This is a genomic window from Burkholderia sp. BCC1999, assembly GCF_905339975.1.
Taxonomy (GTDB): Bacteria; Pseudomonadota; Gammaproteobacteria; order Burkholderiales; family Burkholderiaceae; genus Burkholderia.
In genome coordinates, this window is record NZ_CAJPHP010000029.1 from 1 (window position 1) to 23,082 (window position 23,082).

General features: G+C 69.2%; 18 protein-coding genes and 1 pseudogene. 12 read left to right on the top strand and 7 right to left on the bottom strand.

Features of this window, described 5'->3' with window-relative positions; all coding sequences use genetic code 11:
• Positions 1 to 44: 44 nt before the first annotated feature.
• Together U5809_RS30650 and U5809_RS30655 are read left to right on the top strand one after the other, a co-directional pair.
• On the top strand, positions 45 to 833 hold the full coding sequence (locus tag U5809_RS30650; RefSeq protein ID WP_176049093.1) for an ABC transporter substrate-binding protein: 789 nt from the start codon (positions 45 to 47) through the stop codon (positions 831 to 833).
• Positions 834 to 846: 13 nt separating this feature from the next.
• Positions 847 to 2,277, top strand: a complete 1,431-nt coding sequence (locus U5809_RS30655) for an FAD-binding oxidoreductase (protein WP_322089264.1) — start codon at positions 847 to 849, stop codon at positions 2,275 to 2,277.
• Between the two features lie 45 nt (positions 2,278 to 2,322).
• Here the strand turns inward: U5809_RS30655 and U5809_RS30660 are convergent, their stop codons facing one another.
• The gene (locus U5809_RS30660) at positions 2,323 to 2,895 is read right to left on the bottom strand and encodes a PadR family transcriptional regulator (RefSeq protein WP_322089265.1); all 573 of its coding nucleotides are present in this window, start codon (positions 2,893 to 2,895) and stop codon (positions 2,323 to 2,325) included.
• A gap of 68 nt (positions 2,896 to 2,963) precedes the next feature.
• On the bottom strand, positions 2,964 to 3,395 hold the full coding sequence (gene cadR, locus U5809_RS30665; RefSeq protein WP_011546785.1) for a Cd(II)/Pb(II)-responsive transcriptional regulator: 432 nt from the start codon (positions 3,393 to 3,395) through the stop codon (positions 2,964 to 2,966).
• Positions 3,396 to 3,476: 81 nt separating this feature from the next.
• Between cadR and U5809_RS30670 the strand changes: the two genes are divergently transcribed.
• Both U5809_RS30670 and U5809_RS30675 read left to right on the top strand, forming a co-directional pair.
• Positions 3,477 to 6,005, top strand: a complete 2,529-nt coding sequence (locus U5809_RS30670; protein WP_322089266.1) for a heavy metal translocating P-type ATPase — start codon at positions 3,477 to 3,479, stop codon at positions 6,003 to 6,005.
• A 10-nt stretch (positions 6,006 to 6,015) separates the two neighbouring features.
• Entirely contained in the window at positions 6,016 to 6,399 is a 384-nt protein-coding gene (locus U5809_RS30675) for a zinc ribbon domain-containing protein (RefSeq protein ID WP_322089267.1), read from the top strand.
• Between the two features lie 83 nt (positions 6,400 to 6,482).
• Here U5809_RS30675 and U5809_RS30680 read toward each other — a convergent pair.
• Positions 6,483 to 7,350: pseudogene (locus U5809_RS30680) on the bottom strand (AraC family transcriptional regulator).
• 276 nt (positions 7,351 to 7,626) lie between these two features.
• Here U5809_RS30680 and U5809_RS30685 point away from each other — a divergent pair.
• The 4 genes from U5809_RS30685 (at position 7,627) to eutC (ending at position 12,985) form a co-directional block, all read left to right on the top strand.
• Positions 7,627 to 9,090 (top strand): mechanosensitive ion channel, encoded by a 1,464-nt coding sequence (locus tag U5809_RS30685; RefSeq protein WP_176049082.1) that lies wholly within the window; start codon positions 7,627 to 7,629, stop codon positions 9,088 to 9,090.
• Positions 9,091 to 9,277: 187 nt separating this feature from the next.
• The gene (eat, locus tag U5809_RS30690; protein ID WP_282506320.1) at positions 9,278 to 10,690 is read left to right on the top strand and encodes an ethanolamine permease; all 1,413 of its coding nucleotides are present in this window, start codon (positions 9,278 to 9,280) and stop codon (positions 10,688 to 10,690) included.
• Between the two features lie 106 nt (positions 10,691 to 10,796).
• Positions 10,797 to 12,194 carry an ethanolamine ammonia-lyase subunit EutB gene (locus tag U5809_RS30695; protein WP_322089268.1) on the top strand — a complete coding sequence of 466 codons (1,398 nt, stop codon included), beginning with the start codon at positions 10,797 to 10,799 and terminating at the stop codon, positions 12,192 to 12,194.
• Entirely contained in the window at positions 12,191 to 12,985 is a 795-nt protein-coding gene (gene eutC, locus U5809_RS30700) for an ethanolamine ammonia-lyase subunit EutC (protein WP_176049075.1), read from the top strand. Before U5809_RS30695 ends, eutC begins: the two co-directional genes overlap by 4 nt.
• A gap of 88 nt (positions 12,986 to 13,073) precedes the next feature.
• On the opposite strand, the gene U5809_RS30705 is transcribed toward eutC, so the two are convergent.
• Positions 13,074 to 13,958, bottom strand: a complete 885-nt coding sequence (locus tag U5809_RS30705; RefSeq protein ID WP_322089269.1) for a LysR family transcriptional regulator — start codon at positions 13,956 to 13,958, stop codon at positions 13,074 to 13,076.
• A 155-nt stretch (positions 13,959 to 14,113) separates the two neighbouring features.
• On the opposite strand from U5809_RS30705, the gene U5809_RS30710 reads away from it, so the two are divergent.
• Positions 14,114 to 15,739, top strand: coding sequence for an MFS transporter (locus U5809_RS30710; RefSeq protein WP_322089270.1), 1,626 nt, complete (start codon positions 14,114 to 14,116; stop codon positions 15,737 to 15,739).
• A gap of 99 nt (positions 15,740 to 15,838) precedes the next feature.
• On the opposite strand, the gene U5809_RS30715 is transcribed toward U5809_RS30710, so the two are convergent.
• Complete coding sequence (locus U5809_RS30715) at positions 15,839 to 16,267, bottom strand: pyridoxamine 5'-phosphate oxidase family protein (RefSeq protein WP_322089271.1); 429 nt, start codon at positions 16,265 to 16,267, stop codon at positions 15,839 to 15,841.
• Between the two features lie 322 nt (positions 16,268 to 16,589).
• On the opposite strand from U5809_RS30715, the gene U5809_RS30720 reads away from it, so the two are divergent.
• The 3 genes from U5809_RS30720 to U5809_RS30730 all read left to right on the top strand — a co-directional run bounded on the left by U5809_RS30720 (position 16,590) and on the right by U5809_RS30730 (position 20,093).
• Positions 16,590 to 18,116, top strand: a complete 1,527-nt coding sequence (locus U5809_RS30720; RefSeq protein WP_282506326.1) for an aldehyde dehydrogenase family protein — start codon at positions 16,590 to 16,592, stop codon at positions 18,114 to 18,116.
• Between the two features lie 192 nt (positions 18,117 to 18,308).
• Positions 18,309 to 18,854, top strand: coding sequence for a hypothetical protein (locus tag U5809_RS30725; RefSeq protein WP_322089272.1), 546 nt, complete (start codon positions 18,309 to 18,311; stop codon positions 18,852 to 18,854).
• 204 nt (positions 18,855 to 19,058) lie between these two features.
• Complete coding sequence (locus U5809_RS30730; RefSeq protein ID WP_322089273.1) at positions 19,059 to 20,093, top strand: helix-turn-helix domain-containing protein; 1,035 nt, start codon at positions 19,059 to 19,061, stop codon at positions 20,091 to 20,093.
• 49 nt (positions 20,094 to 20,142) lie between these two features.
• Here U5809_RS30730 and U5809_RS30735 read toward each other — a convergent pair whose 3' ends face one another.
• Together U5809_RS30735 and U5809_RS30740 are read right to left on the bottom strand one after the other, a co-directional pair.
• Positions 20,143 to 21,240, bottom strand: a complete 1,098-nt coding sequence (locus tag U5809_RS30735) for an ADP-heptose--LPS heptosyltransferase (protein ID WP_322089274.1) — start codon at positions 21,238 to 21,240, stop codon at positions 20,143 to 20,145.
• The gene (locus U5809_RS30740) at positions 21,237 to 22,940 is read right to left on the bottom strand and encodes a thiamine pyrophosphate-binding protein (RefSeq protein ID WP_322089275.1); all 1,704 of its coding nucleotides are present in this window, start codon (positions 22,938 to 22,940) and stop codon (positions 21,237 to 21,239) included. Before U5809_RS30740 ends, U5809_RS30735 begins: the two co-directional genes overlap by 4 nt.
• Positions 22,941 to 23,082: the final 142 nt, after the last annotated feature.

Below are 23,082 nucleotides of genomic sequence, written 5' to 3' on the forward strand. Positions count from 1 at the left end.
CCCGGCGACGGGCGCGTCGCATCGACCAGTCACAGGAGATCACGATGAAGCACACGGCCACCCTGAAACTCGCGTTTGCACTCGCATGCGCAATCGGCTCCGGCGCGGCGCTCGCCGACGCACAGACGCTGCGTTTCGGCCTCGAAGCGCAATACCCGCCGTTCGAATCGAAAGCGCCGAACGGCGATCTGCAGGGCTTCGACATCGACGTCGGCAATGCCGTCTGCCAGACGGCGAAGCTGTCGTGCAAATGGGTCGAGACGTCGTTCGACGGGCTGATTCCCGCACTGAAGGGCCGCAAGTTCGACGCGATCAATTCGGCGATGAACGCGACCGAGCAGCGCCGCCAGGCGATCGACTTCACGACGATCATCTACCGCGTGCCGACCCAGCTGATCGCCCGCACCGGCAGCGGCCTGCTGCCGACGCCCGAATCGCTGAAGGGCAAGCGCGTCGGCGTGCTGCAGGCGTCGATCCAGGAAACCTACGCGAAGGCGCACTGGGAGCCGGCCGGCATCGCGATCGTCGCGTACCAGGACCAGAACCAGGCGTACGCGGACCTGGTCGCGGGCCGCCTCGACGCGACGCTCGTGCTCGCGCCGTCCGGCCAGCGCGGCTTCCTGTCGCGCCCGGACGGCAAGGGCTTCTCGTTCGTCGGCCAGCCCGTGCACGACGACAAGATCCTCGGCAGCGGCATCGCATTCGGGCTGCGCAAGGGCGACGACGCACTGAAGGCGAAGCTCGACGCGGCGATCGACAAGCTGAAGGCGGACGGCACGGTGAAGACGCTCGGCCTGAAGTATTTCGGCGATATCGACATCTCGACCAAGTAAGCGGGGCCGCGCGATGCAGATCCGGGAGACGGTTGCCGCGGGCGGCGGACCGCGCGACGTGCGGCTGTCGGGCGAGGCGCTCGACGGCGTGCTCGTCGCCGAACTGGGCGAGGCGCTCGTCACGCCTTCTGCCGACATCGATCCGCGCTACTTCACCGCGTACAACGAGCCGGCCGGCGTGCGGCCGCGTGCGCTGGTACGCCCACGCAGCGTCGACGACGTGTCGCGCACGCTCGCGCTGTGCGCGCGGCTCGGGCAGCCGGTCGTGCCGCAGGGCGGGCTGACCGGGCTCGCGCGTGGCGCGGTCGCGCTCGGCGGCGAGGTCGTGCTGTCGATGGAGCGCTTTACCGGTATCGAGGCGATCGATGTGGCGGCCGGCACGATGACCGTGCGCGCGGGGACGCCGCTGCAGACGGTGCAGGAAGCAGCGGAAGCGGCCGGCTTCACGTTCGGCGTGGATCTCGGCGCGCGTGGCTCGTGCCAGATCGGCGGCATGCTCGCGACCAATGCGGGCGGCACGCGCGCGATCCGCTACGGCATGATGCGCGAGCAAGTGCTCGGGCTCGAGGCCGTGCTCGCGGACGGCACGGTCGTGTCGTCGATGAACCGGATGCTGAAGAACAACGCGGGCTACGACCTGAAGCAGCTGTTCATCGGCAGCGAGGGGACGCTCGGCGTGGTCACGCGCGCGGTGTTGCGGCTGCATCCGCTGCTCGCCGCGCCGGCTACCGCGCTTTGCCGTGTGCGCGATTACGATGCGGTGGTCGCGCTGTGGAACCGCGTGCGCACGTTGCCGGAAGTCGTCAGTTTCGAAGCGATGTGGCCGGCGTTCTACGATTACGTCGCGCGTCACACGCCGGGCGTCTCGGCGCCGTTCGTCGGCGAAGATGGCTTCGCGGTGCTGATCGAATGCGCGACGAGCGCACCGGGCGGCGATGCGCACCAGGCGCTGGAAACGGGCCTCGCGGCCGGGTTCGATGCCGGGCTGGTGGACGACGCGGTGCTCGCGACGTCGGAGCGGCAGGCGCGCGACCTGTGGACGCTGCGCGAAGGTCTCGCGATCGATGCGCTGCCGCATCTCGTCAATTTCGACGTGAGTTTGCCGACGGGCGAACTCGGCGCGTTCGCCGAACGCTGCGAGGCGGCGCTGCGGGCGCGCTGGCCGGACGTCACGTGCCTGTTCTTCGGCCATGTCGGCGATGGCAACGTGCACATCGGCGTATCGCTGGCCGGGATGACCGACGCGGATCTCGATGCGCTCGATCGCTGCGTGTACGCGGTCGTGCGCGACATGGGCGGCTCGGTGTCGGCCGAGCACGGGATCGGCGTGCTCAAGCGCCCTTATCTCGCGCACACGCGCAGCGACGCGGAAATCGGGCTGATGCGACGCCTGAAGGCCGCGCTGGACCCGCACGGCATCCTCAATCCCGGCAAGGTACTTTGACCGGGTCGATTCCCGTGACTGACGGGAATCGACCTGCGTGACACGTCAGCCGTCCACCCAGCGCAGCGCACCGATCTTCAGGTGTTCGACGACGCTGCGTGCCCAATCGAGCTCCGCATTGAGCAGCACCAGCGCATGTTCGTTCTGCAGCAGGAACAGGCGCGGCACCTGGTCGGCCTGCGCGGTGGCGCGCAGCGCTTCCAGCCGTTCGCGTTCGGCGTCGAGCCGCGCGATCCGCAGTTCGAGTTGATGGCGGGCATCTTCGGCATCGAGCAGCGGCAGGAACGCGAGGCCGGCGCCGAACACCGGGAATTCACGCGCGGGCTCCGCGAGCAGCGCATGCAGCCACGCCTGTCCCGCCGTGTGCCCGGCTTCGGTCAGCGCATATAGCGTGCGCTCCGGAAACGCGCCGTCGCGCTCGGTGTCGTGCACGGCGATCAGCCCGTCGCGCAGCAGCCGGTCGATCGTCTGGTAGAGGCTCGTGCGCTGCCGCACGTTGACGACTTCGTCGTATCCGCGGGCCTTCAGTTGCTGCAGCATCCCGTACGGATGCATGGGCGTTTCGGTGAGCGTCGCGAGGACGGCCAGCGCGAGCGGGGATGGGCGACTCGTTGGCATGAATAGTTATCTAATACCTAGTAAGAATATAACTATTCTCATCGATACTATCTTATTCCACAAGGGTTTCAGCCGAGATGCGATCGCTTGGCGGCCGGCGCGACGGTTTCCATCGTCGCGAGCCCATGCACGATTCCGCAATCCTCGACCGAATGCTCGCCGACGCACTGGCGGCGCAATTCGGTGAGCTGGTCGCGCAGATGCGTGAGTTCCGCGAGGCGCGCATCGACGTGCCCGATGTGATCGTCGAGCAGCGAATTGATCGAATCGCAGCGGTCGGCCGGGGTGTCGGTGAGCTGCAGCAGCGCGCGGATTTCGTCGTGCGCCATGTCGAGCGCGCGGCAGTTGCGGATGAAGCGCAGCCGTTCGACGTGCACGTCGGTGTAGTTGCGGTAGTTCGAGTCGGTGCGCTCCGCATCCGGCATCAGCCCCTCTTTCTCGTAGAAACGGATCGTCTCGGGGGTGCAGCGGGCCGCTTTGGCCAGTTCGCCAATCTTCATGCCTTTCTCCCGTGTAAGGGTTGACCTTGTAGTGGCTTCAGGGTGTTAACTCTACACCGTCAAGCCACAAAGGAGGTTGTCATGACCGACGCCAAGCGTACCCACGACCCACGACACCGTCATGCCGGCGGCGCCGATGCGTGCTGCGCCGACCCGCGCGACACGCACACGGCGACCGTAGCCGACGCGGCGCCGGCGGCCGGCGAGCGCGCGTACGGCGAGGCTGCATCGCGCGGCCATGACCATGATCACGATCATTCGCACGGCGGCGCGCATCAGCACGGCGCGACGTGCTCGCACGACCACGCTGCGCATGACCATGCCGACCACGACCACGACCACGACCACGACCACGACCACGACCACGACCACGACCACGACCACGACCACGACCACGCGGCCGGCGACTGCTGCGCGCCTGCGGCGCTGACGCTCGCGCCGCTGCCGGTCGCGCAGGCGACGGCGTCGGGCCACGTGCGCTCGGCGTTCCGGATCATGCAGATGGACTGCCCGACCGAGGAAACGCTGATCCGCAAGAAGCTCGGCGGGATGAACGAAGTGTCGGCGCTCGAATTCAACCTGATGCAGCGGATGCTGACCGTCGAGCACGTGCCCGGCGCACAGCCGGCGCTCGAAAGCGCGATCCGCTCGCTCGGGATGACGCCCGAGGCCGCAACGGCCGGCGCACCGGCGGCGCGCGTCGCCGACGCGCCCGCGAAGCCGTGGTGGCCGCTGGCGCTGGCCGGCGTCGCCGCGATCGCATCCGAAGGCGCGACGTGGGCCGGGCTGCCGGTGTGGCTCGCGGCGGCGCTCGCGCTCGCCGCGGTGCTTGCGTGCGGGCTCACCACGTACAAGAAGGGCTGGATCGCGATCCGCAACGGCAACCTGAACATCAACGCGCTGATGAGCATCGCGGTGACGGGTGCGATGGCGATCGGCCAGTGGCCGGAAGCCGCGATGGTGATGGTGCTGTTCACGATCGCCGAGCTGATCGAGGCGAAGTCGCTCGATCGCGCGCGCAATGCGATTCAGGGCCTGATGCAACTCGCGCCGGACACCGCGACCGTGCAGCAGGCCGACGGCTCGTGGCGCACGATCGAGGCCGCGCAGGTCGCGCTCGGTGCGGTCGTCCGCGTGAAGCCGGGCGAGCGGATCGGGCTGGATGGCGAAGTCGTCGCGGGACGCTCGACGGTCAACCAGGCGCCGATCACCGGCGAGAGCCTGCCCGTCGAAAAGACGACCGGCGACGCCGTGTATGCGGGCACGATCAACGAATCGGGTTCGTTCGAATACCGCGTGACGGCCGTCGCGGCGAACTCGACGCTCGCGCGGATCATCCACGCGGTCGAGGAAGCGCAAGGCGCGAAGGCGCCGACGCAGCGTTTCGTCGACCAGTTCGCGCGCGTCTACACGCCGATCGTGTTCGCGGTCGCGCTGCTGGTGGCGGTGGTGCCGCCGCTCGTCATGGGCGGCGCGTGGCACGACTGGATCTACCGCGCGCTGGTGCTGCTCGTGATCGCGTGCCCGTGCGCACTGGTGATCTCGACGCCGGTGACGATCGTGTCGGGTCTCGCGGCTGCCGCGCGGCGCGGGATTCTCGTGAAGGGCGGCGTCTACCTGGAAGAAGGGCGCAAGCTCGCGTGGCTCGCGCTCGACAAGACCGGCACGATCACGCACGGCAAGCCGGTGCAGACCGACTTCGACGTGCATGCGGACGACGCCGATGCAGCACGTGTCCGTCACCTCGGTGCGAGCCTCGCGGCGCGCTCCGATCACCCGGTGTCGCAGGCGATCGCGGCCGCGGCGCGCGATGCCGGCACGGCGGCATTCGCCGATGTGCAGGACTTCGAAGCGATCGTCGGGCGTGGCGTGCGCGGCACGATCGACGGCACGCGCTACTGGCTCGGCAACCACCGGCTCGTCGAGGAGCTCGAGCGCTGCTCGACGGCGCTCGAAGCGAAGCTCGACGCGCTGGAGCGGCAGGGCAAGAGCGTCGTGGTGCTGGTCGACGAAGCGCGCGTGCTCGGCATCTTCGCGGTGGCCGACACGATCAAGGACACGAGCCGTGAAGCGATCGCCGATCTGCACGCGCTCGGTATCCGCACCGCGATGCTGACGGGCGACAACCCGCATACCGCGCAGGCGATCGCGCAGCAGGCCGGCATCGACGACGCACGCGGCAACCAGTTGCCGGAAGACAAGCTCGCGGCGGTCGAGGAACTGTCGGCCGTCGGCGCGGGCGCGGTCGGGATGGTCGGCGACGGGATCAACGATGCACCGGCGCTCGCACGTGCCGACATCGGTTTCGCGATGGGTGCGATGGGCACGGACACGGCGATCGAGACGGCCGACGTCGCGCTGATGGACGACGACCTGCGCAAGATTCCCGCGTTCGTGCGGCTGTCGCGCGCGACGCACCGCGTGCTGGTGCAGAACATCGGCTTCGCGCTCGGCGTGAAGGTGGTGTTCCTCGGCCTCACGGTCGCGGGGCTCGGCACGATGTGGATGGCGGTCTTCGCCGACGCGGGCGCGAGCCTGATCGTCGTGGCCAACGGTTTGCGGCTGCTGTCGTCCTCGGGGGCGTTCGGCGGTACGCAGGCCAAGCGTTGAGGAGCGGGCGATGAGCTTTCTGAAACGAATCCTGGGCGGCCACGGCGGTGGCCATGGCAGCGGGCACGGCAACGGCGGCAGTGGCAGCGGTGGTCACGGCGGCGGCGGGCATCACGGCGGGCAGCGCCGGGACGGGCAGGGTGGCCACGACGCACGCGGCCGCGATCGCCATGGCTGGGGCTGGCAGGCGCCGGCCGACGCGAATGGCGGGCAGGGCGGCAACGCGCCGCTGAGCCAGCTCGCGTGTGCGGGCTGCGGCGCGCTCAACGCGGCGGACGCGCGCTTCTGCGCGCAGTGCGGCGCGGCGCAACGCAGCCGGGCCTGCGGCCGCTGCCACACCGCGCTGGCGGCCGACGCACGCTTCTGCCCCGGGTGCGGGACGCAGGCGACGTAACAAGCATGCAGCTCATTTGCGCCGGCCGGGCCTGAACATCGGCCGGCGCGCTTCGTTTCACGGCCGGCGCAGCGGCCCGTCGCTCAGCGCAACGGCAGGTGGATCTCGGTACGCAGGTCGGCCGGCGCCGCGTCCATCGGCGTATTGAGGTACAGCTCGAACGGCGGCGCGTCGGTGGCCTCGCGGCCCGAATGACGCAGCCAGTCGCCATAGAGCCACTGGTAGGCCGACTTCAGGTCCGCATACGGCCCCGTATGCAGCAGCACCGCGTATTCGCCGCCCGCGACCGTCGCGCGTTCGATCGGCGGCAAGGGCTCGACGTCCGGTGCGCCGTCGGCCGGCATGAAGCACGCCTTCGCGCGCAGTTGTGCTTCGGGCGTCGTGTCCGGATCGTCGTAGAAAATACCGATCATCTTCGCGCCCGGGCCGATCAGCCCGTGCTGCCCGACCCAGGCGCCGATCCGCCCGAACGCCTCGCCGACCTTCATGTACGCGCCGGTGTGCGCCACCGCGTAGCCACGCAGTTCCGGCAGCCGCCGGATTTCGACTTCGTGCTTGAACATGTCTTCCTCTCCTCTCTGCAGCGGATAGATCGGCTGGTGGACGCCCGTGCGCCGGTGCGGCGCAGGCGGCACGCAACGCCCGCGCGAACGCGTGCGCCGAACCGTAGCCCGCCCGCCGTGCGATCTCGTCGATCGGCCGCGCGATACACACGAGATCCTCGGACGGGCGCACGCACGATCCACATCCGCCGCACCGTCAGCCCGATCGACTCGTTGTACAGCGCGCGGTACACGCGTTGCCAGTGATACGGCGACAGGCACGCGACTTCGGCGAGCCGGTTCAGGTCGAGCGGGCCGTCGAGATGCGCGCGGATGGTTTCCGAACGCGCGCCACGCGCGCCGCATAGCGGATCCACGCGGGTGTGTCGGCTTTCGTTTCGGCTGTCATCGACGTGTCCGGGCAAGAACCGAAGCCACGGTAGCACGGGCCGAATGGATAAATCTTGCGGAAACGCGTAGTCCCACTGAATCCGCCCCTTTTTAATTTTGCCGAAATGGGGTCTTGCCCCCCTGCGATCTATGACTAAAGTTAAAGACGGTGAAATCGGGTGATCGCGTCATTTTTCTCGGGTAAGTTGCTCGAACCGGGCAGCACGCTTTTCGAAGTACGCAGGTAGTTCGTCGATGTTCAATCGCAACACCACGTTTTTCGGGAGAAGAAGAAATGGATGCTTCCAGCTTCATCACGTCGCTGCAGGCCACGCTAGGCGGATACCTGCCCAAGATCGCCGGCGCGATCGGCATCCTGGTGATCGGCTGGCTGATCGCCGTGGTGGTGCGGGCCGGCGCGCTGCGCCTGCTCAACGCGCTGAAGGTCGACAAGCGGATCACCGACAGCACCGGCCAGGGCGCGTGCGTCGAGCGCATCATCGCCGGCGGGCTGTTCTGGCTCGTGCTGCTCGTCACCGCGGTGGGCATCTTCAACGTGCTCAACCTGTACGCGGTCTCCAATCCGTTCTCGCTGCTCGTCACGCACATCGTCAACTATCTGCCGAACCTGATCGGCGGCGCGGCGCTGACGCTGATCGCGTGGCTGATCGCGTCGCTGCTGCGCAGCCTCGCGAACCGCGCGCTGAAGGCCAGCAAGATCGACGACAAGCTGTCCGAAGGCGCCGGCATGCAGCCGATGAGCGGTTATCTCGGCGACGTGCTGTTCTGGCTCGTGATCCTGATGTTCCTGCCGGCGATCCTCGCGTCGTTCGCGCTGTCGGGCCTGCTGTCGCCGGTGCAGGGGATGGTCGACAAGCTGCTCGCGATCGTGCCGAACCTGTTCGCGGCCGCGGTGATCGGCTTCGTCGGCTGGATCGTCGCGCGCGTGCTGCGCGGCCTCGTGACGAACCTGCTCGTTGCAGCCGGCGCCGATCGCCTCACGCAGCGTCTCGACAGCCCGACGCCCGTGCGCGTGTCGAGCCTGATCGGCACGATCGTCTACGTGTTCGTGTTCGTGCCGACGCTGATCTCCGCGCTCGACGCGCTGAAGATCGAAGCGATCTCGATCCCCGCGACCAACATGCTGAACCAGTTCCTCGGCGCGGTGCCGGACATCGTCGCGGCGATCGTGATCGTGCTCGTCACGTTCTACTTCGCGCGCTTCGTCGCCTCGCTCGCGCAGAAGCTGCTGGAAGCTGCCGGCGTCGACGGGCTGCCGACCGTGCTCGGCGTCGAGCGCGTGTTCTCGGGCATCCTGCAGCCGTCGGTGCTGGTCGCGCGGCTGATCGTGTTCTTCGCGATGCTGTTCGCGTCGGTCGAAGCCGCGAACCGGCTCGGCTTCTCGCAGGTGCGTGACGTCGTCACGCTGTTCATCGAATTCGGCGGCCACGTGCTGATGGGCGGCGTGATCCTCGTGATCGGCGTGTGGCTCGCGGGCCTTGCGCGCCGCGTGATCGAGCAGGCCGACCGGGAACACAGCGTGCTGTTCGCGCGCATCGCGCAATTCGCGATCCTCGGCCTCGTGTTCGCGATGGGGCTGCGTGCGATGGGCATCGCGAACGAGATCGTCCAGCTCGCGTTCGGCCTCGTGCTCGGCGCGATCGCGGTGGCCGTGGCGCTGTCGTTCGGCCTCGGCGGCCGCGAGGCGGCCGGCAAGCTGCTCGACCGCTGGTTCAACCAGCGCGGCGGCGGGCAGTAAGCACGGGCGATCCGGCCCGCGTCGTGCGGCCGGATCGTCGTTGCAACCCGCGCGGCCGGTGTTTCCGCAAGCGAAATGTCAGCCGCGATCTTTGCCGAATTTCGATAACACGTCGTTTAATGACTCTCTAGCATCGATTCTCAGTCGCGCTGGCCGGCAGGCCCGGCGCCTTTGAGGAGAGAGTCCGATGAAAGCAGAGTCGAATGGCCGGCCCGCCGCCGGCGCCAAGTCGTCCGGCCAGCCCGCGCTGCAGCAGACGCTCGGGACCTGGCAACTGTGGGGCATCGCGGTCGGCCTCGTGATTTCAGGCGAATACTTCGGCTGGAGCTACGGCTGGGCGAGTGCCGGTACGCTGGGTTTCGTCGTCACCGCGCTGTTCGTCGCGGCGATGTACACGACCTTCATCTTCAGTTTCACCGAGCTGACGACGTCGATCCCGCACGCGGGCGGCCCGTTCGCATATGCGCGCCGTGCGTTCGGCCCGACCGGCGGTTATCTCGCCGGCGCCGCGACGCTCGTCGAGTTCGTGTTCGCGCCGCCCGCGATCGCGCTTGCGATCGGCGCGTACCTGCACGTGCAGTTCCCGGGCCTCGAGCCCAAGCATGCGGCGATGGGCGCGTATCTCGTGTTCATGGCGCTGAACATCGTCGGCGTGCAGATCGCGGCGACCTTCGAGCTGGTCGTCACGCTGCTGGCGATCTTCGAGCTGCTGGTGTTCATGGGCGTCGTGTCGCCGGGCTTCGCGTGGAGCAACTTCACGAAAGGCGGCTGGTCGGGCGCCGATCATTTCAGCGTCGGCGCGTTCCACGGGATGTTCGCGGCGATCCCGTTCGCGATCTGGTTCTTCCTCGCGATCGAAGGCGTCGCGATGGCCGCCGAGGAAGCGAAGAACCCGAAGCGCTCGATTCCGATCGCCTACGTGGCCGGGATCCTGACCCTCGTTGCGCTCGCGATCGGCGTGATGGTGTTCGCCGGCGGCGCGGGCGACTGGACCAAGCTCGCGAACATCAACGATCCGCTGCCGCAGGCGATGAAGTACATCGTCGGCGCGAACAGCGGCTGGATGCACATGCTCGTGTGGCTTGGGCTGTTCGGGCTCGTCGCGTCGTTCCACGGGATCATCCTCGGCTATTCGCGCCAGATCTTCGCGCTGGCCCGCGAAGGCTACCTGCCGGAGTGGCTCGGCAAGGTGCATCCGCGCTTCAAGACCCCGCACCGCGCGATCCTCGCGGGCGGCGTGGTCGGCATCGCGGCGATCTACAGCGACGAGCTGATCCAGTTCGGCGGGCAGACGCTCACCGCGAATATCGTGACGATGTCGGTATTCGGTGCGATCGTGATGTATATCGTGAGCATGGCGTCGCTGTTCAAGCTGCGCCGCACGCAGCCGAACATGGCGCGGCCGTTCCGCGCGCCGCTGTACCCGATCTTCCCGGCCTTCGCGATCCTGGCGGCGCTCGTCTGCCTCGGTACGATGGTGTACTTCAACGGGCTGGTCGCGCTGGTGTTCCTGGGCTTTCTCGCGGTCGGCTACGCGTACTTCCTCGCGACGCGTTCGCAGCGCGAGAGCGCGCCGGGCGACGCGCTGCTGGAGGAGTGAGCAGGGTGAAGGTAAAAGTGGCAGGCCGTTTCTGACGGCATCCGGCGCGCCCCGTCGAACGGGCGCGCCGTCGGCTTTTGGCTAGGATGGGCAAGGAGGCTCGCAGATGTCCTACACGGAGACGATCGGTCCGCGCATGTACCGCTTCGCGGACCTGAAGACGCTGCTCGCGAAGGCGAGCCCGCTGCGTTCCGGCGACCAGCTCGCCGGTGTCGCGGCGGCGAGCGAGGAGGAGCGTGTGGCCGCGAAGATCGCGCTCGCGGGCGTGCCGCTGAAGGCGTTCCTGAACGAAGCGGTGATCCCGTACGAAGACGACGAGGTCACACGCCTCATCATCGACGATCACGACGCGCAGGCGTTCGCGGAAATCTCGCACCTCACCGTCGGCGATTTCCGCAACTGGCTGCTGTCGCCCCCGGCCGACGGCGCGGCGCTCGAACGGATCGCGCCGGGCCTCACGCCCGAGATGGTCGCGGCCGTGTCGAAGCTGATGCGCAACCAGGACCTGATCGCGGCGGCGAGAAAGCGCCGCGTCGTCACGCGTTTTCGCAACACGGTCGGGCTGGCCGGCCGGATGTCGGTGCGGCTGCAGCCGAACCATCCGACCGACGACGTGAAGGGCATCGCCGCGTCGATGCTCGACGGGCTGATGTACGGCTGCGGCGACGCGATGATCGGCATCAACCCGGCGACCGACAGCCTCGCGGCGATCGTGAAGCTGCTCGCGATGATCGACGGGTTCCGCGAACGTTACGGCGTGCCGACGCAGTCGTGCGTGCTCACGCACGTGACCAACACGATCGCGGCGATCGAGAAGGGCGCGCCGGTCGATCTCGTGTTCCAGTCGATCGCGGGCACCGAGAAGGCGAATTCGAGCTTCGGGATCTCGCTCGCGCTGCTCGGCGAAGCGCACGAGGCCGCGTTGTCGCTCAAGCGCGGCACCGTCGGCAATAACCTGATGTACTTCGAGACGGGCCAGGGCAGCGCGCTGTCGGCGAACGCGCACTTCGGCGTCGACCAGCAGACCTGCGAAGTGCGTGCGTATGCGGTCGCGCGCAAGTTCGAGCCGTTCCTCGTGAACACGGTGGTCGGCTTCATCGGCCCCGAATACCTGTACGACGGCAAGCAGATCATCCGCGCGGGGCTCGAGGATCACTTCTGCGGGAAGCTGCTCGGCGTGCCGATGGGTTGCGACATCTGCTACACGAACCACGCGGAAGCCGACCAGGACGACATGGACACGCTGCTGACGCTGCTCGGTGCGGCCGGCATCAACTTCATCATGGGAATCCCGGGCGCGGACGACGTGATGCTGAACTACCAGAGCACGTCGTTCCACGACCAGCTCTACGTGCGCGAGGTGCTCGGGCTGCGCCGCGCGCCGGAATTCGAGGAGTGGCTGGAGACGATGGAGATCGCCGACGCGCACGGCGCATTGCGCGCGGCGACGTCGCGCGTGCCGCTTTTGGCCGGCGCGAACGACTGGATGGGGTTGTCAGCATGAGCGACGCCGTCGAAAAGAATCCGTGGGGCCAGCTGAAGTCGTTCACGAACGCGCGGATCGCGCTCGGCCGTGCGGGCAACAGCCTGCCGACCGCGCCGCTGCTCGCGTTCAACCTGTCGCACGCACAGGCGCGCGACGCGGTGCACCAGCCGCTCGATTCGGACGCCCTGCGGCGCGAACTGGACGCAGCCGGCTTCGCGACGCTCGGCGTGCAGAGCGCCGCGCCCGATCGTCAGCATTACCTGCGCCGGCCCGATCTCGGCCGCAAGCTGTCCGACGAAGGGCGCGCGCTGCTGGCTGCGCACGGCGACGCGGTGAGCGGCGACGGACCCGATGTCGTATTCGTGGTCGGCGACGGGCTGTCGGCGTTCGCGGCCGCGAAGCAGGCGTTGCCGCTGTTGCAGGCCGTGCGGCCGCGGCTCGATGCGGACGGCTGGCGCGTCGGCCCGGTGGTGGTCGCGACGCAGGCGCGCGTCGCGCTCGGCGACGAGATCGGTGAGCTGCTGCGCGCGAAGGTCGTGGCGATGCTGATCGGCGAACGGCCGGGGCTCAGCTCGCCGGACAGTCTCGGCGTGTACCTGACGTGGGCGCCGAAAGTCGGCTGCCACGACGCACTGCGCAACTGCATCTCGAACGTGCGGCCCGAAGGGCTGCCGCACGCGGCGGCCGCGCACAAGCTGCATTACCTGATGACGCATGCGCGCAGGCTCCAGCTGACGGGCGTCGGGCTGAAGGACGACAGCGATGCGCTGCTGCCGCCGGCGGAAGCAGAGCGGATCGGGGCGGACTGAAAAGGGGCGTACGCGGGCCGCTGCCGCGTGGCGGCATGCGCGCCATTCGAACGGCATGAGGGCGGCCGTCGAGGCGCCCGCTACCCGGCTACCTGAACAGCCGCTCGCACAGAAAATCGACGAATACGCGCAGCTTCGGCGACAGCTGCCGGCTCGACGGCCACACGATCGAGAACTGCCCCGGCGCGATCCGGTAGTCGTCGAGCACGGTGACGAGCGCGCCGTGTTCGAGTGCGTCGCGCGCGAGGAAATCGGGCATGTAGCCGATGCCAAGCCCCGCGAGCACGGTGCCGCGCAGCGCTTCCATGTTGTTGCAGGTCATCGCGGTGCGCAGCTTCAGCGGCGTGCCGTCGTCGGCCGCGAGCGCCCAGTCCTGCAGCTTGCCGGTGGTCGGGAAGCAGTAGCGCACGCAGTCGTGCGCTTCGAGGTCGCGCGGCGTGCGCGGCGTGCCGGCGTGCGCGAGATACGCGGGCGTCGCGCACAGCACGAACGCGAACGGGCCGAGCCGCCGCGACATCAGGCTCGAATCGGATAGCGGCCCGCTGCGGATCACCGCGTCGAACCCGCCTTCGACGACGTCGACCATCCGGTCGTTGAAATCGAGATCGAGCTCGACGTCCGGGTAGCGCTGCCGGAATTCGGGCAGCACGGGCAACAGGAAGCGGTAGCCGATCACCGGCAGGCTCACGCGCAGCTTGCCGCGCGGGCGCTGCGCGGAGGCCGTCACGGTCGCTTCCGCATCGCGGAAATCCTCGAGGATCCGCTGGCAGCGTTCGTAGAAGTGCCGCCCTTCCTCGGTGAGCGTGACGCGCCGCGTCGTGCGGTTGAACAGCCGCACGCCGAGCGACTGTTCGAGCTTCGCGATCGTCTTGCCGACCGCCGAGGCCGAGATGCCGAGCGTGCGGCCGGCCGCGACGAAGCTCAGCGCTTCGGCGGTGCGGACGAAGGCGACGATGCCGGTGAGGTTTTCCATTGAGTCGAAGCGTGCGTGCCGACGCACGCGACCGGGAGAATTGCGGAATTTTAGTCCGTTATATGCGGAACTTCGCGTGGTTTTTCGCGAATTGAATCGGATTTATCTTTTGTCGCTCTGACGGCGCAACCGCGCCAGCTTTTCGAGGAGCGATGATGGATCACCCTGTTTCAGCCGTTTCGGCCCGGTCGACGCGCCGGCGCGCTTGGGTGCTGGCCGCCGTCTGCATGGCCGCGGTCGCGCTGCCGCTGTCGTTTTCGGGCGGTGCGGTCGCGACGCCCGCGATCGGCCGCGACCTGCACGGCAGCCCCGTCGCGATGAACTGGATCACCAACGCGTTCATGCTCGCGTTCGGCAGTTTCCTGATGGCGTCAGGCGCGCTCGCCGATCAATTCGGCCGCAAGCGCCTGTTCGCGATCGGGGTCGGCGGCTTTACGCTGATGTCGGTCGCGCTCGCGTTCGCGCCGTCGATGCTCGCGGTCGACCTGCTGCGCGCCGCGCAAGGGCTCGCGGCGGCCGCGGCGCTCGCCGGCGGCACGGCCGCGCTCGCGCAGGAATTCGACGGCGCGGCGCGCACGCGTGCCTTCAGCCTGCTCGGCACGACCTTCGGCATCGGGCTGGCGTTCGGGCCCGTGCTGGCCGGCGGCCTGATCGGGCATTACGGCTGGCGCGCGATCTTCGTGACGAGTGCGGTGGCCGGCGTGTCGTCGCTCGTGTTCGGGCTGCCGCGCATGCACGAGTCGCGCGACCCGCATGCGACGGGGCTCGACTGGCCCGGCACGGCGGCGTTCACCGCCGCGCTGACGCTGTTCACGTTCGGCGTGATCGAGGCGCCCGCGCGCGGCTGGTCGAGTGCGCTCGTGATCGCGCTGCTGGCCGGCGCGGCGCTCGGCACCGGTGCGTTCGTGACGATCGAGACGCGCGTCGCGCGGCCGATGCTCGATCTGTCGCTGTTCCGCATCGCACGCTTCGTCGGCGTGCAGGTGCTGCCGGTGTCGACTTGCTGCTGCTACATCGTGTTGCTCGTCGTGCTGCCGCTGCGCTTCATCGGCATCGACGGCTTCAGCGAGATCGACGCCGGCTGGCTGATGCTCGCGATTTCCGCGCCAATGCTGGTCGTGCCGCTCGTCGCGGCGACGCTCACGCGCTGGCTGTCGGCCGGCGTGATCTCGGGGCTCGGGCTGCTCGTCGCGGCGGCCGGGCTCGTGTGGCTCGGTATCGCGCTGCGCGGCGGCGCGGGGCCCGCGGCGATTGCGCCGATGCTCGCGATCGGCGTCGGCGCCGGCATGCCGTGGGGGCTGATGGACGGGCTGTCGGTGAGCGTCGTGCCGAAGGAACGCGCGGGGATGGCGACGGGAATTTTCAGCACGACGCGCGTGGCCGGCGAGGGGATCGCGCTGGCAATCGTCGGTGCGGTGCTGGCCGCGCTCGCGCAGACGCGGCTGGGGCAGGCGGCGGGCGCGGCCGGCACGCCGGACGCGACGCTGCGGGCGGCCGCACGGCTCGCGACCGGCGATCTCGCGGGCGCGGCGGCGGCGTTGCCGGGCGTCGGACACGCGGCGTTGATCGCGAGCTACTCGCATGCGTTCGACCGGTTGCTGACCGGGCTGGCGGTCGTCACCGTGCTGTGTGCGGTGGTGGTGTTCGTGTTCCTCGGCGGGCGGCGAGTGGCCGCCGGAGCGGCCACCGAAGCGGGCGACGACACCGACGGGCACGCCCATACCGACGTACCGGTGCCCAGCCGGATCGCAACGGCTTGTCCGGAGGCGCACGGGCGTTGAGCGTCGCGTCGGCGCGCACGGGCGCTTCGGCCCCGGCAGCCGGAGCGCCGCTTCACTTCGTCATCGCTGCATTCGCACGCCGACGATCCGCCACGCGCATCACGCCAGCACCAGCGGCGGCAGCGCCGCATCCGGGCGTGCTTGCGCCTGTTCCACCTCCACCACCACGTAGCGCCGTGCGTCCGGCCACAGGTGTGCGCGGCTTCCCGCATCCTCGTCGATCGTCGCGCGGCCCTGCACGAGCCAGGTCGTCTGGCGCACGAAATCGACGAACAGCAGCGCGACGGCCGGATTCACGAGCAGGTTGCCGATCGTGTTGAACAGGTTGTTGCCCGCGAAGTCGGGCAGCACCAGCGTGCGGCGGTCGGGCATGTGGACGAGCGGCTCGAACGACCCGTCGCCGCGCGGCTGGCGGCCGCGGTACGAGCAGTCGCTGTTGCCGGCCGCGTCGGCGGTCGCGACGATCAGGAACGCCTGCTCGCGGATGAATGCGATGGCGTCGTCGGTCAGCGGGCCCGGGTCGTTCATGGTGTCGGTCGGCGCGAATGCCGTGGCGTGTCGATCGTCGATTCGCACGCAAGCGACATGCCACGCGGCGCGGCCCGCATTCGCGTGCGACATGCGCGCTGCGCACTGTGGAAATTTCGAACACCGGCCGCGCCGCTGCGCAATCGCGGTGTTCAGAATCGGCACACCCGTCGTGCTGCGTGCGTGAACACCGCACGGCGCGTACGCGGGCAGGCCGTGATCGACGCGCTCCCGTCCTGTTTGGCACGCATGTTGCGTAAACGGGTGCAGCGCATTCCAACCGGCGCTGTACTCACACAAGCACGATGAACAGGAGACATGTATGAACCCGTTTGACCTGAAGCAACTGGGCCTCGACGTCGAATACCCGTACCGTCAGCAGTACGACAACTACATCGGCGGCAAGTGGGTGGCGCCGGTGAAGGGCGAGTATTTCGAGAACGTGTCGCCGATCAACGGCCAGCCGTTCTGCCGTGTGCCGCGCTCGGGCGCCGACGACATCGAGCTGGCGCTCGATGCCGCGCATGCCGCGCGCCGCAAGTGGGGCAAGACGTCCGTGGCCGAGCGCGCGAACCTGCTGCTCGCCGCTGCCGAGCGGATGGAAAAGAACCTGAAGCTGCTGGCCGTGGCCGAGACGATCGACAACGGCAAGCCGCTGCGCGAGACGATGGCGGCCGACCTGCCGCTCGCGATCGACCACTTCCGCTACTTCGCGGGCTGCATCCGCGCACAAGAGGGCGGCATCTCCGAGATCGACGACAACACCGTCGCGTACCACTTCCACGAGCCGCTCGGCGTCGTCGGGCAGATCATTCCGTGGAACTTCCCGCTGCTGATGGCCGCATGGAAGCTCGCACCGGCGCTCGCGGCCGGCTGCTGCGTCGTGATGAAGCCGGCCGAGCAGACGCCCGCGTCGGTGCTGGTGCTGATGGAGCTGATCGGTGACCTGTTCCCGGCCGGCACGATCAACATCGTGAACGGCTTCGGCAAGGAAGCGGGCGAGGCGCTCGCGACCAGCAAGCGGATCGCGAAGATCGCGTTCACGGGCTCGACGCCGGTCGGCAAGCACATCCTGCGCGCGGCGGCCGACAGCCTGATCCCGTCGACGGTCGAACTGGGCGGCAAGAGCCCGAACATCTTCTTCGCCGACGTGCTCGACCAGGACGACGCGTTCCTCGACAAGGCGCTCGAAGGGCTCGCGATGTTCGCGCTGAACCAGGGCGAAGTGTGCACGTGCCCGTCGCGGATCCTGATCCAGGAATCGATCTACGAGAAGTTCATCGAGAAGGCCGTCGCGCGTGTCGAACGCATCAAGGCCGGCCACCCGCTCGACCTGCAGACGATGATCGGCGCACAGGCGTCGCAGCAGCAGCTCGACAAGATCCTGTCGTACATCGACATCGGTCGCGGCGAAGGCGCGCAATGCCTGACGGGCGGCGAGCGCACGGCGCCGGCTGCCGAACTCGGCACGGGCTACTACGTGAAGCCGACGATGCTGCTCGGCAACAACAAGATGCGCGTGTTCCAGGAAGAGATCTTCGGGCCGGTCGCGTCGGTGATGACGTTCAAGGACGAGGCGGAAGCGATCGAACTCGCGAACGACACGTTCTACGGGCTCGGCGCGGGCGTGTGGACGCGCAACGGCACGCGTGCGTACCGGATGGGCCGCGAGGTCGAGGCCGGCCGCGTGTGGACCAACTGCTACCACCTGTACCCCGCGCACGCGGCGTTCGGCGGCTACAAGCAGTCGGGGATCGGCCGCGAGACGCACAAGATGGCGCTGTCGAACTACCAGCAGACGAAGTGCCTGCTGGTCAGCTACCAGGCCGAGGCGCTCGGGTTCTTCTGATCGCCGGAGCAGGGGCGTAGCGCCGGGGCCGGTCGGTCCCGGTGCTTCGTCCAGTTCGATCCCGACATTCGACATTCGACGCTTGGCGCGGGCCGCGCTTTCTGGCGGCCCGCCCCGGAAACGATACCGGCGGCCGCGTGCTTGCGGCGGCACGGTGCGCCGATGTGCGCGACAACAACAACCAGCACCAGCATGGCAGAACTGCCTAGATCCTTTCCGCGTCACCCGGTATTCCATGCGGGTGAACTCGACGCGCAACACCGCTTCGGCGTCGCAGACGAAGCCGAGCGGATGAGCGACGTCGTGACCACGCGGCTGAGCATCGGCGTGCGGCAGTTCGTCGAGTCGCAGCCGTTCATGTTCATCGGCACGGCAAGCGGCGCTTGCGCCACCGTGACCTGCGACATCGTGCAGAGCCTGCGCGATGCGAACGGCGATCTGCTGCCCGTCGTTCGCGTGATCGACACGAAGACACTGCGGTTCGCGCTGCCCGCGCACGACAGCGACGGTGGCCGGATCGACGCGGCCGCGTGCGACGGCAGCGGTGTCGGGTTGCTGTTCGTCGATTTCGTGCGCGGAGTCCGCTACCGGATCAACGGTCGCGCGACGTTGCGGGCCGATCTGCCTGAAGCGGACGCGGCGCCGTGGGCGGCCGGCAGTGCGATCGTCGAGCTGGCGGTCGCGCAGGCGTACGGCAACTGCGGCACGCGGGTCGTGCGGCTGAAGCCGGCCGGGTAGCCGGTATCCGGGCGCCGGTCACGGCCCGATGCGCGGTCGCAGCGCTTGCCGCACCGGCGGCGTGCGCGGGACGCCGCCTTCGGGTGCGCCCCCATGGCGCGCACCGGCCAGGCTGTGTGGAATGACGGGCTGGTCGCCGGGCCGTGCGGTTCGGCACGGGACTTGCGTGATACGCGCGGTTCCGGGCAGGTGAGGGAGGACACGATGGATCAATACGTGGCGTGCAGGGAAGAACCGACCGCCGAAGACACGCGGCGCAACGCGCAGGGCGACGACGCGCAGGCCGGGCAGGCCGTCGTCAGCGTCGCGCACGATGCGGACGAGCAGGCGCGCAACCTGATCGGATGGCGGCAAACCTACGACCAGCTCGCGGCCGGCCGCTTCGTCGGCACGCTGACCGAGCTGCCACTCGACACGATGAAGCTGTTTCGCGAATCGACGAGCCACTTGCTGCGCCAGGCGTGCGAGGTGCGCGGCGACGCGTACTGGTTCGGCATCCCGCTCGTGTGCGACGGCACCGCGCGCGTCGATGCATGCCGGATCGGGCCCGGCGCGCTCGCGTTTCGGCCCGGCAACGTCGAATTCGAACTGGTGACACCCGCGCAGTTCTCGATCTACGGCGTTGTCGTGCGCGGCGACGTGCTGCGCCGCTATGCGGAGGAAGTCGAGCACCGGGCGCTCGACGAGCGGCTGTTCACGCAGCGCGTGATGCAGGTCGGCGATGCGCGGCTCGCGCGGCTGTGTGCGCTGCTCGGCCGCCGCCTCGACAGCGCGGTGGCGATGGCCGCCCCGCTGCCCGATGCGCAGCGCGACGACCTGCAGGCCGACGTGCTGGCCGCGCTGTTCGATGCGTGCGCGCAACCTGCCGACGACGGCAGCGGCGCCGCGCCGTCGACGCGCCGCTGGATCGTCGAACAGGCGCGCGACTACGTGCTCGCGCACCGTACGCGCCCGGTCGGCGTGCCGGAGTTGTGCGAGCAGCTGCTCGTGAGCCGGCGCACCCTGCAGTACTGCTTCCAGGACGTGCTCGGGATGGCGCCCGCGACCTATCTGCGCACGCTGCGGCTGAACGGCGCGCGGCGCGACCTGTGCGGCCGCGCGGCAGGTTCGGTGCAGGATGTTGCGGAGGCGTGGGGCTTCTGGCACCTGAGCCAGTTCGCGACCGATTACCGGCGTCTGTTCGGCAAGCGGCCGTCGGAGACGCTGCGCGATCGCGCGGTGATGGTCGCGGCGGGGTGACGAAGGCGGCGCGGTCGGCGTTCCAACCCGGCAGCCGCGCCCTGTTTCCTTATCCGCTGGTCGACGCTGCCGCATCGCGCGGCGCGGGCCACGGCAGTCCATCCCAGTCGAACTTCCTGTAAGCGGCGTCGACCGCCGCGAGATCGTCCGGCCGCTCGCTGCGGTGCAGCCCGTGCAATTCGGCCGGCAGCTCGAGTTCGACCGGCACGCAATGCGGATAGTCGCGCACGCGCAGCGCCGGCCCGATCGTCGTGAAGCACGCGAGCGTCGGCACGTCGAAACCGTCGGCGAGATGCAGCGCGGCCGTGTCGGGCGCGAACAGCAGGCTGGCGCCCCTGACCCATGCGATGAAGCGCGCGGTGTCGGTGGCATCGCCGCTCACGTCGACGTAATCCGGATGCGCGACCGGGCCGAAGCCGGCCACCGGCAGCCCGTAGCGCTGCACGAGCCGTTCCACGAACGCCGCGCGCAGGGCAGGCGGCACGCTGCGCACGGCGGTAGTCGCGTTCGGGCAGAACAGCACGTATGGCCGCTGCCACGCGGCCGGCAGCACGGGCAGCGGCAGCCGTGCGAGCCAGCGGTTGCGCTTCGCGACGGCCGGCACGGCGGCCGGATCGACGCCGAGCGCATCCAGGAAGAAATCGATCATCGGCAGCTGCGCGAACGCGGGCCAGTACAGGTGATTGCCGACGTCGATGCACGGTGCATCGGCGGGCAACGCTTCGACCGGGCACGGCAGCGCGCGCGACGGCGCGACGACGTCGGCCGCGAGCGCATAGAGCGCTTCGACATAGCGCGGTGCGTGGGCCGGCCGGTACAGCGTGAAGCGCAGGCTCGGGCGGGCTGCACGCAGCGCGGCGACGGCGGTCAGCCCGATCACCGAATCGCCGAGCGTGACGCCCATTCCGTTGAACACGTGCACATGCCGCGCGCCGTCGTAGTCGAGCCGGAACGGCCGGTGCGCGGCGTGCAGCAGGCCGAGTGCCGGCGCGGCCGGCACGTGGCCGTCGGCACGCGCGCCACCCTGCTCGAGGTCGTAAGGTGCGACGAGCGTGCCGTCGGGCGCGAGCAGGGTGCCGGGGCAGGCCAGCGCGTCCTCATGCGACAGCGCGACGCCAGGCGGCGCGGTGCGCGTATCCACCGTCATCCGCCGCGCGCGCGGCGGCCTTGCTCGCGGATCTGTTCGAGCGTCGCGGCCGGCGTGCTGGCGTCCTGCGGAATGCGGATCTCGATCACCGCGGGCAGCCCGCAAGTCAGCGCGCGTTCGAGCGCGGGCGCGAAATCGGCGGTGCGCTCGACCGTCTCGCCATGCGCGCCGAACGCACGCGCATACGCGGCGAAATCGGGATTCGTGAGCCCCGTGCCGTGCACGCGGCCCGGGTAGTTGCGCTCCTGATGCATGCGGATCGTGCCGAAATGCCCGTTGTTGACGACGATCGCGACGATGTTCAGCCCGTACTGCATCGCGGTCGCGAGCTCGTTGCCGGCCATCATGAAGCAGCCGTCGCCCGCGAGCGCGACGACCGCGCGCGACGGGTACAGCGACTTCGCGGCGAGCGCGGCCGGCAGCCCGTAGCCCATCGCGCCGCTGGTCGGCGCGAGCTGCGAACGGAAGTGCCGGTACGCAAAGTGGCGATGCAGCCAGATCGCGTAGTTGCCGGCGCCGTTGGTGAGGATCGCGTCGTGCGGCAGGCGCTCGCGCAACTGCACCATCACGTCGCCGAGCTGGACGTCGCCGGGCATCGGCAGCGGCGCATGCCATTCGCGGTACGCGCGATGGGCGTCGGCGGCTGCGCCGGCCCAGGCCGGGCGCTCGGGCGGTTCGAGTGCGGCGAGCGGCGCGGCGATCTCGGGCATCCCCGACACGATCGGCAGGTCGGCCGCATACACGCGGCCGAGCTCATCCGCGCCCTGGTGTACGTGGATCAGCGTCTGGCGTGTCTTCGGGATGTCGAGCAGCGTGTAGCCGCCGGTCGTCGCTTCGCCCAGGCGCGGCCCGATCACGAGCAGCAGGTCGGCGTCGCGGATGCGTTTCGCGAGCGCGGGATTGATCCCGAGCCCGACGTCGCCCGCGTAGTTCGGGTGCGCGTTGTCGATCGTGTCCTGGAAGCGGAACGCGCACGCGACAGGCAGTTGCCAGCGTTCGACGAAGGTGCGCAGGTTCGCACAGGCTTCAGGCGTCCAGCCGCTGCCGCCGACGATCGCGATCGGCCGTTCCGCGCGCGCGAGCCGCTCGCGCAGCTCGTCGACTTGCCCGGCCGACGGCGCGGCCGCGACGCGTTTCGCGGCCGGCACGACGGGCTGCGACGCGCACGCTTCGGACAGGACGTCCTCCGGCAGCGCGAGCACGACCGGGCCGGGCCGGCCGGACGTCGCGACGTGGAACGCATGGCTCAGGTATTCGGGGATACGGCGCGGGTCGTCGATCTGCGCGACCCATTTCGCCATCTGGCCGAACATCCGCCGGTAGTCGATTTCCTGGAAGGCTTCGCGGTCGAGGTGCTCGCGCGCGCACTGGCCGACGAACAGGATCATCGGCGTCGAATCCTGGAACGCGGTGTGCACGCCGATCGACGCATGGGTCGCGCCGGGCCCGCGCGTGACGAACGCGATGCCGGGGCGGCCGGTCAGCTTGCCAACCGCTTCGGCCATGTTCGCGGCGGCCGCCTCGTGGCGGCAGACGACCGTCTGGATGCGCGCGGTGTCGTCCGCCAGCGCATCGAGTACGGCGAGGAAGCTCTCGCCCGGCACGCAGAACACGCGTTCGACGTGATTGGCGAGCAACGCATCGACGAGCAGTCGCGCGCCGGTCGTGGCGGGCTGCTCGAGATCCTTGGAATGCGACATGGGCTGCCGTCTCCCTGGGTAGCGGGACGTACAGCTTACGCCTGTCGGTGGGGCGCCGGTATGCCGGCCGGTGAAAAGTGTCGGAACGCTGGGTGATTCGGACGGTGCGTCATCCGTGCGCGCCGGGTTCGGCTGGCCGAAA

What these genes read in the sequence shown, in the direction of transcription:
- U5809_RS30685 (WP_176049082.1), top strand. Translation starts at nt 7,627, where the DNA reads ATGGATGCTTCCAGCTTCATCACGTCGCTGCAGGCCACGCTAGGCGGA.
- eutC (WP_176049075.1), top strand. Translation starts at nt 12,191, where the DNA reads ATGAGCGACGCCGTCGAAAAGAATCCGTGGGGCCAGCTGAAGTCGTTC.
- U5809_RS30730 (WP_322089273.1), top strand. Translation starts at nt 19,059, where the DNA reads ATGGATCAATACGTGGCGTGCAGGGAAGAACCGACCGCCGAAGACACG.
- U5809_RS30710 (WP_322089270.1), top strand. Translation starts at nt 14,114, where the DNA reads ATGGATCACCCTGTTTCAGCCGTTTCGGCCCGGTCGACGCGCCGGCGC.
- U5809_RS30650 (WP_176049093.1), top strand. Translation starts at nt 45, where the DNA reads ATGAAGCACACGGCCACCCTGAAACTCGCGTTTGCACTCGCATGCGCA.
- U5809_RS30735 (WP_322089274.1), bottom strand. Translation starts at nt 21,240, where the DNA reads ATGACGGTGGATACGCGCACCGCGCCGCCTGGCGTCGCGCTGTCGCAT.
- eat (WP_282506320.1), top strand. Translation starts at nt 9,278, where the DNA reads ATGAAAGCAGAGTCGAATGGCCGGCCCGCCGCCGGCGCCAAGTCGTCC.
- U5809_RS30695 (WP_322089268.1), top strand. Translation starts at nt 10,797, where the DNA reads ATGTCCTACACGGAGACGATCGGTCCGCGCATGTACCGCTTCGCGGAC.
- U5809_RS30720 (WP_282506326.1), top strand. Translation starts at nt 16,590, where the DNA reads ATGAACCCGTTTGACCTGAAGCAACTGGGCCTCGACGTCGAATACCCG.
- U5809_RS30655 (WP_322089264.1), top strand. Translation starts at nt 847, where the DNA reads ATGCAGATCCGGGAGACGGTTGCCGCGGGCGGCGGACCGCGCGACGTG.
- U5809_RS30675 (WP_322089267.1), top strand. Translation starts at nt 6,016, where the DNA reads ATGAGCTTTCTGAAACGAATCCTGGGCGGCCACGGCGGTGGCCATGGC.
- cadR (WP_011546785.1), bottom strand. Translation starts at nt 3,395, where the DNA reads ATGAAGATTGGCGAACTGGCCAAAGCGGCCCGCTGCACCCCCGAGACG.
- U5809_RS30715 (WP_322089271.1), bottom strand. Translation starts at nt 16,267, where the DNA reads ATGAACGACCCGGGCCCGCTGACCGACGACGCCATCGCATTCATCCGC.
- U5809_RS30660 (WP_322089265.1), bottom strand. Translation starts at nt 2,895, where the DNA reads ATGCCAACGAGTCGCCCATCCCCGCTCGCGCTGGCCGTCCTCGCGACG.
- U5809_RS30670 (WP_322089266.1), top strand. Translation starts at nt 3,477, where the DNA reads ATGACCGACGCCAAGCGTACCCACGACCCACGACACCGTCATGCCGGC.
- U5809_RS30740 (WP_322089275.1), bottom strand. Translation starts at nt 22,940, where the DNA reads ATGTCGCATTCCAAGGATCTCGAGCAGCCCGCCACGACCGGCGCGCGA.
- U5809_RS30725 (WP_322089272.1), top strand. Translation starts at nt 18,309, where the DNA reads ATGGCAGAACTGCCTAGATCCTTTCCGCGTCACCCGGTATTCCATGCG.
- U5809_RS30705 (WP_322089269.1), bottom strand. Translation starts at nt 13,958, where the DNA reads ATGGAAAACCTCACCGGCATCGTCGCCTTCGTCCGCACCGCCGAAGCG.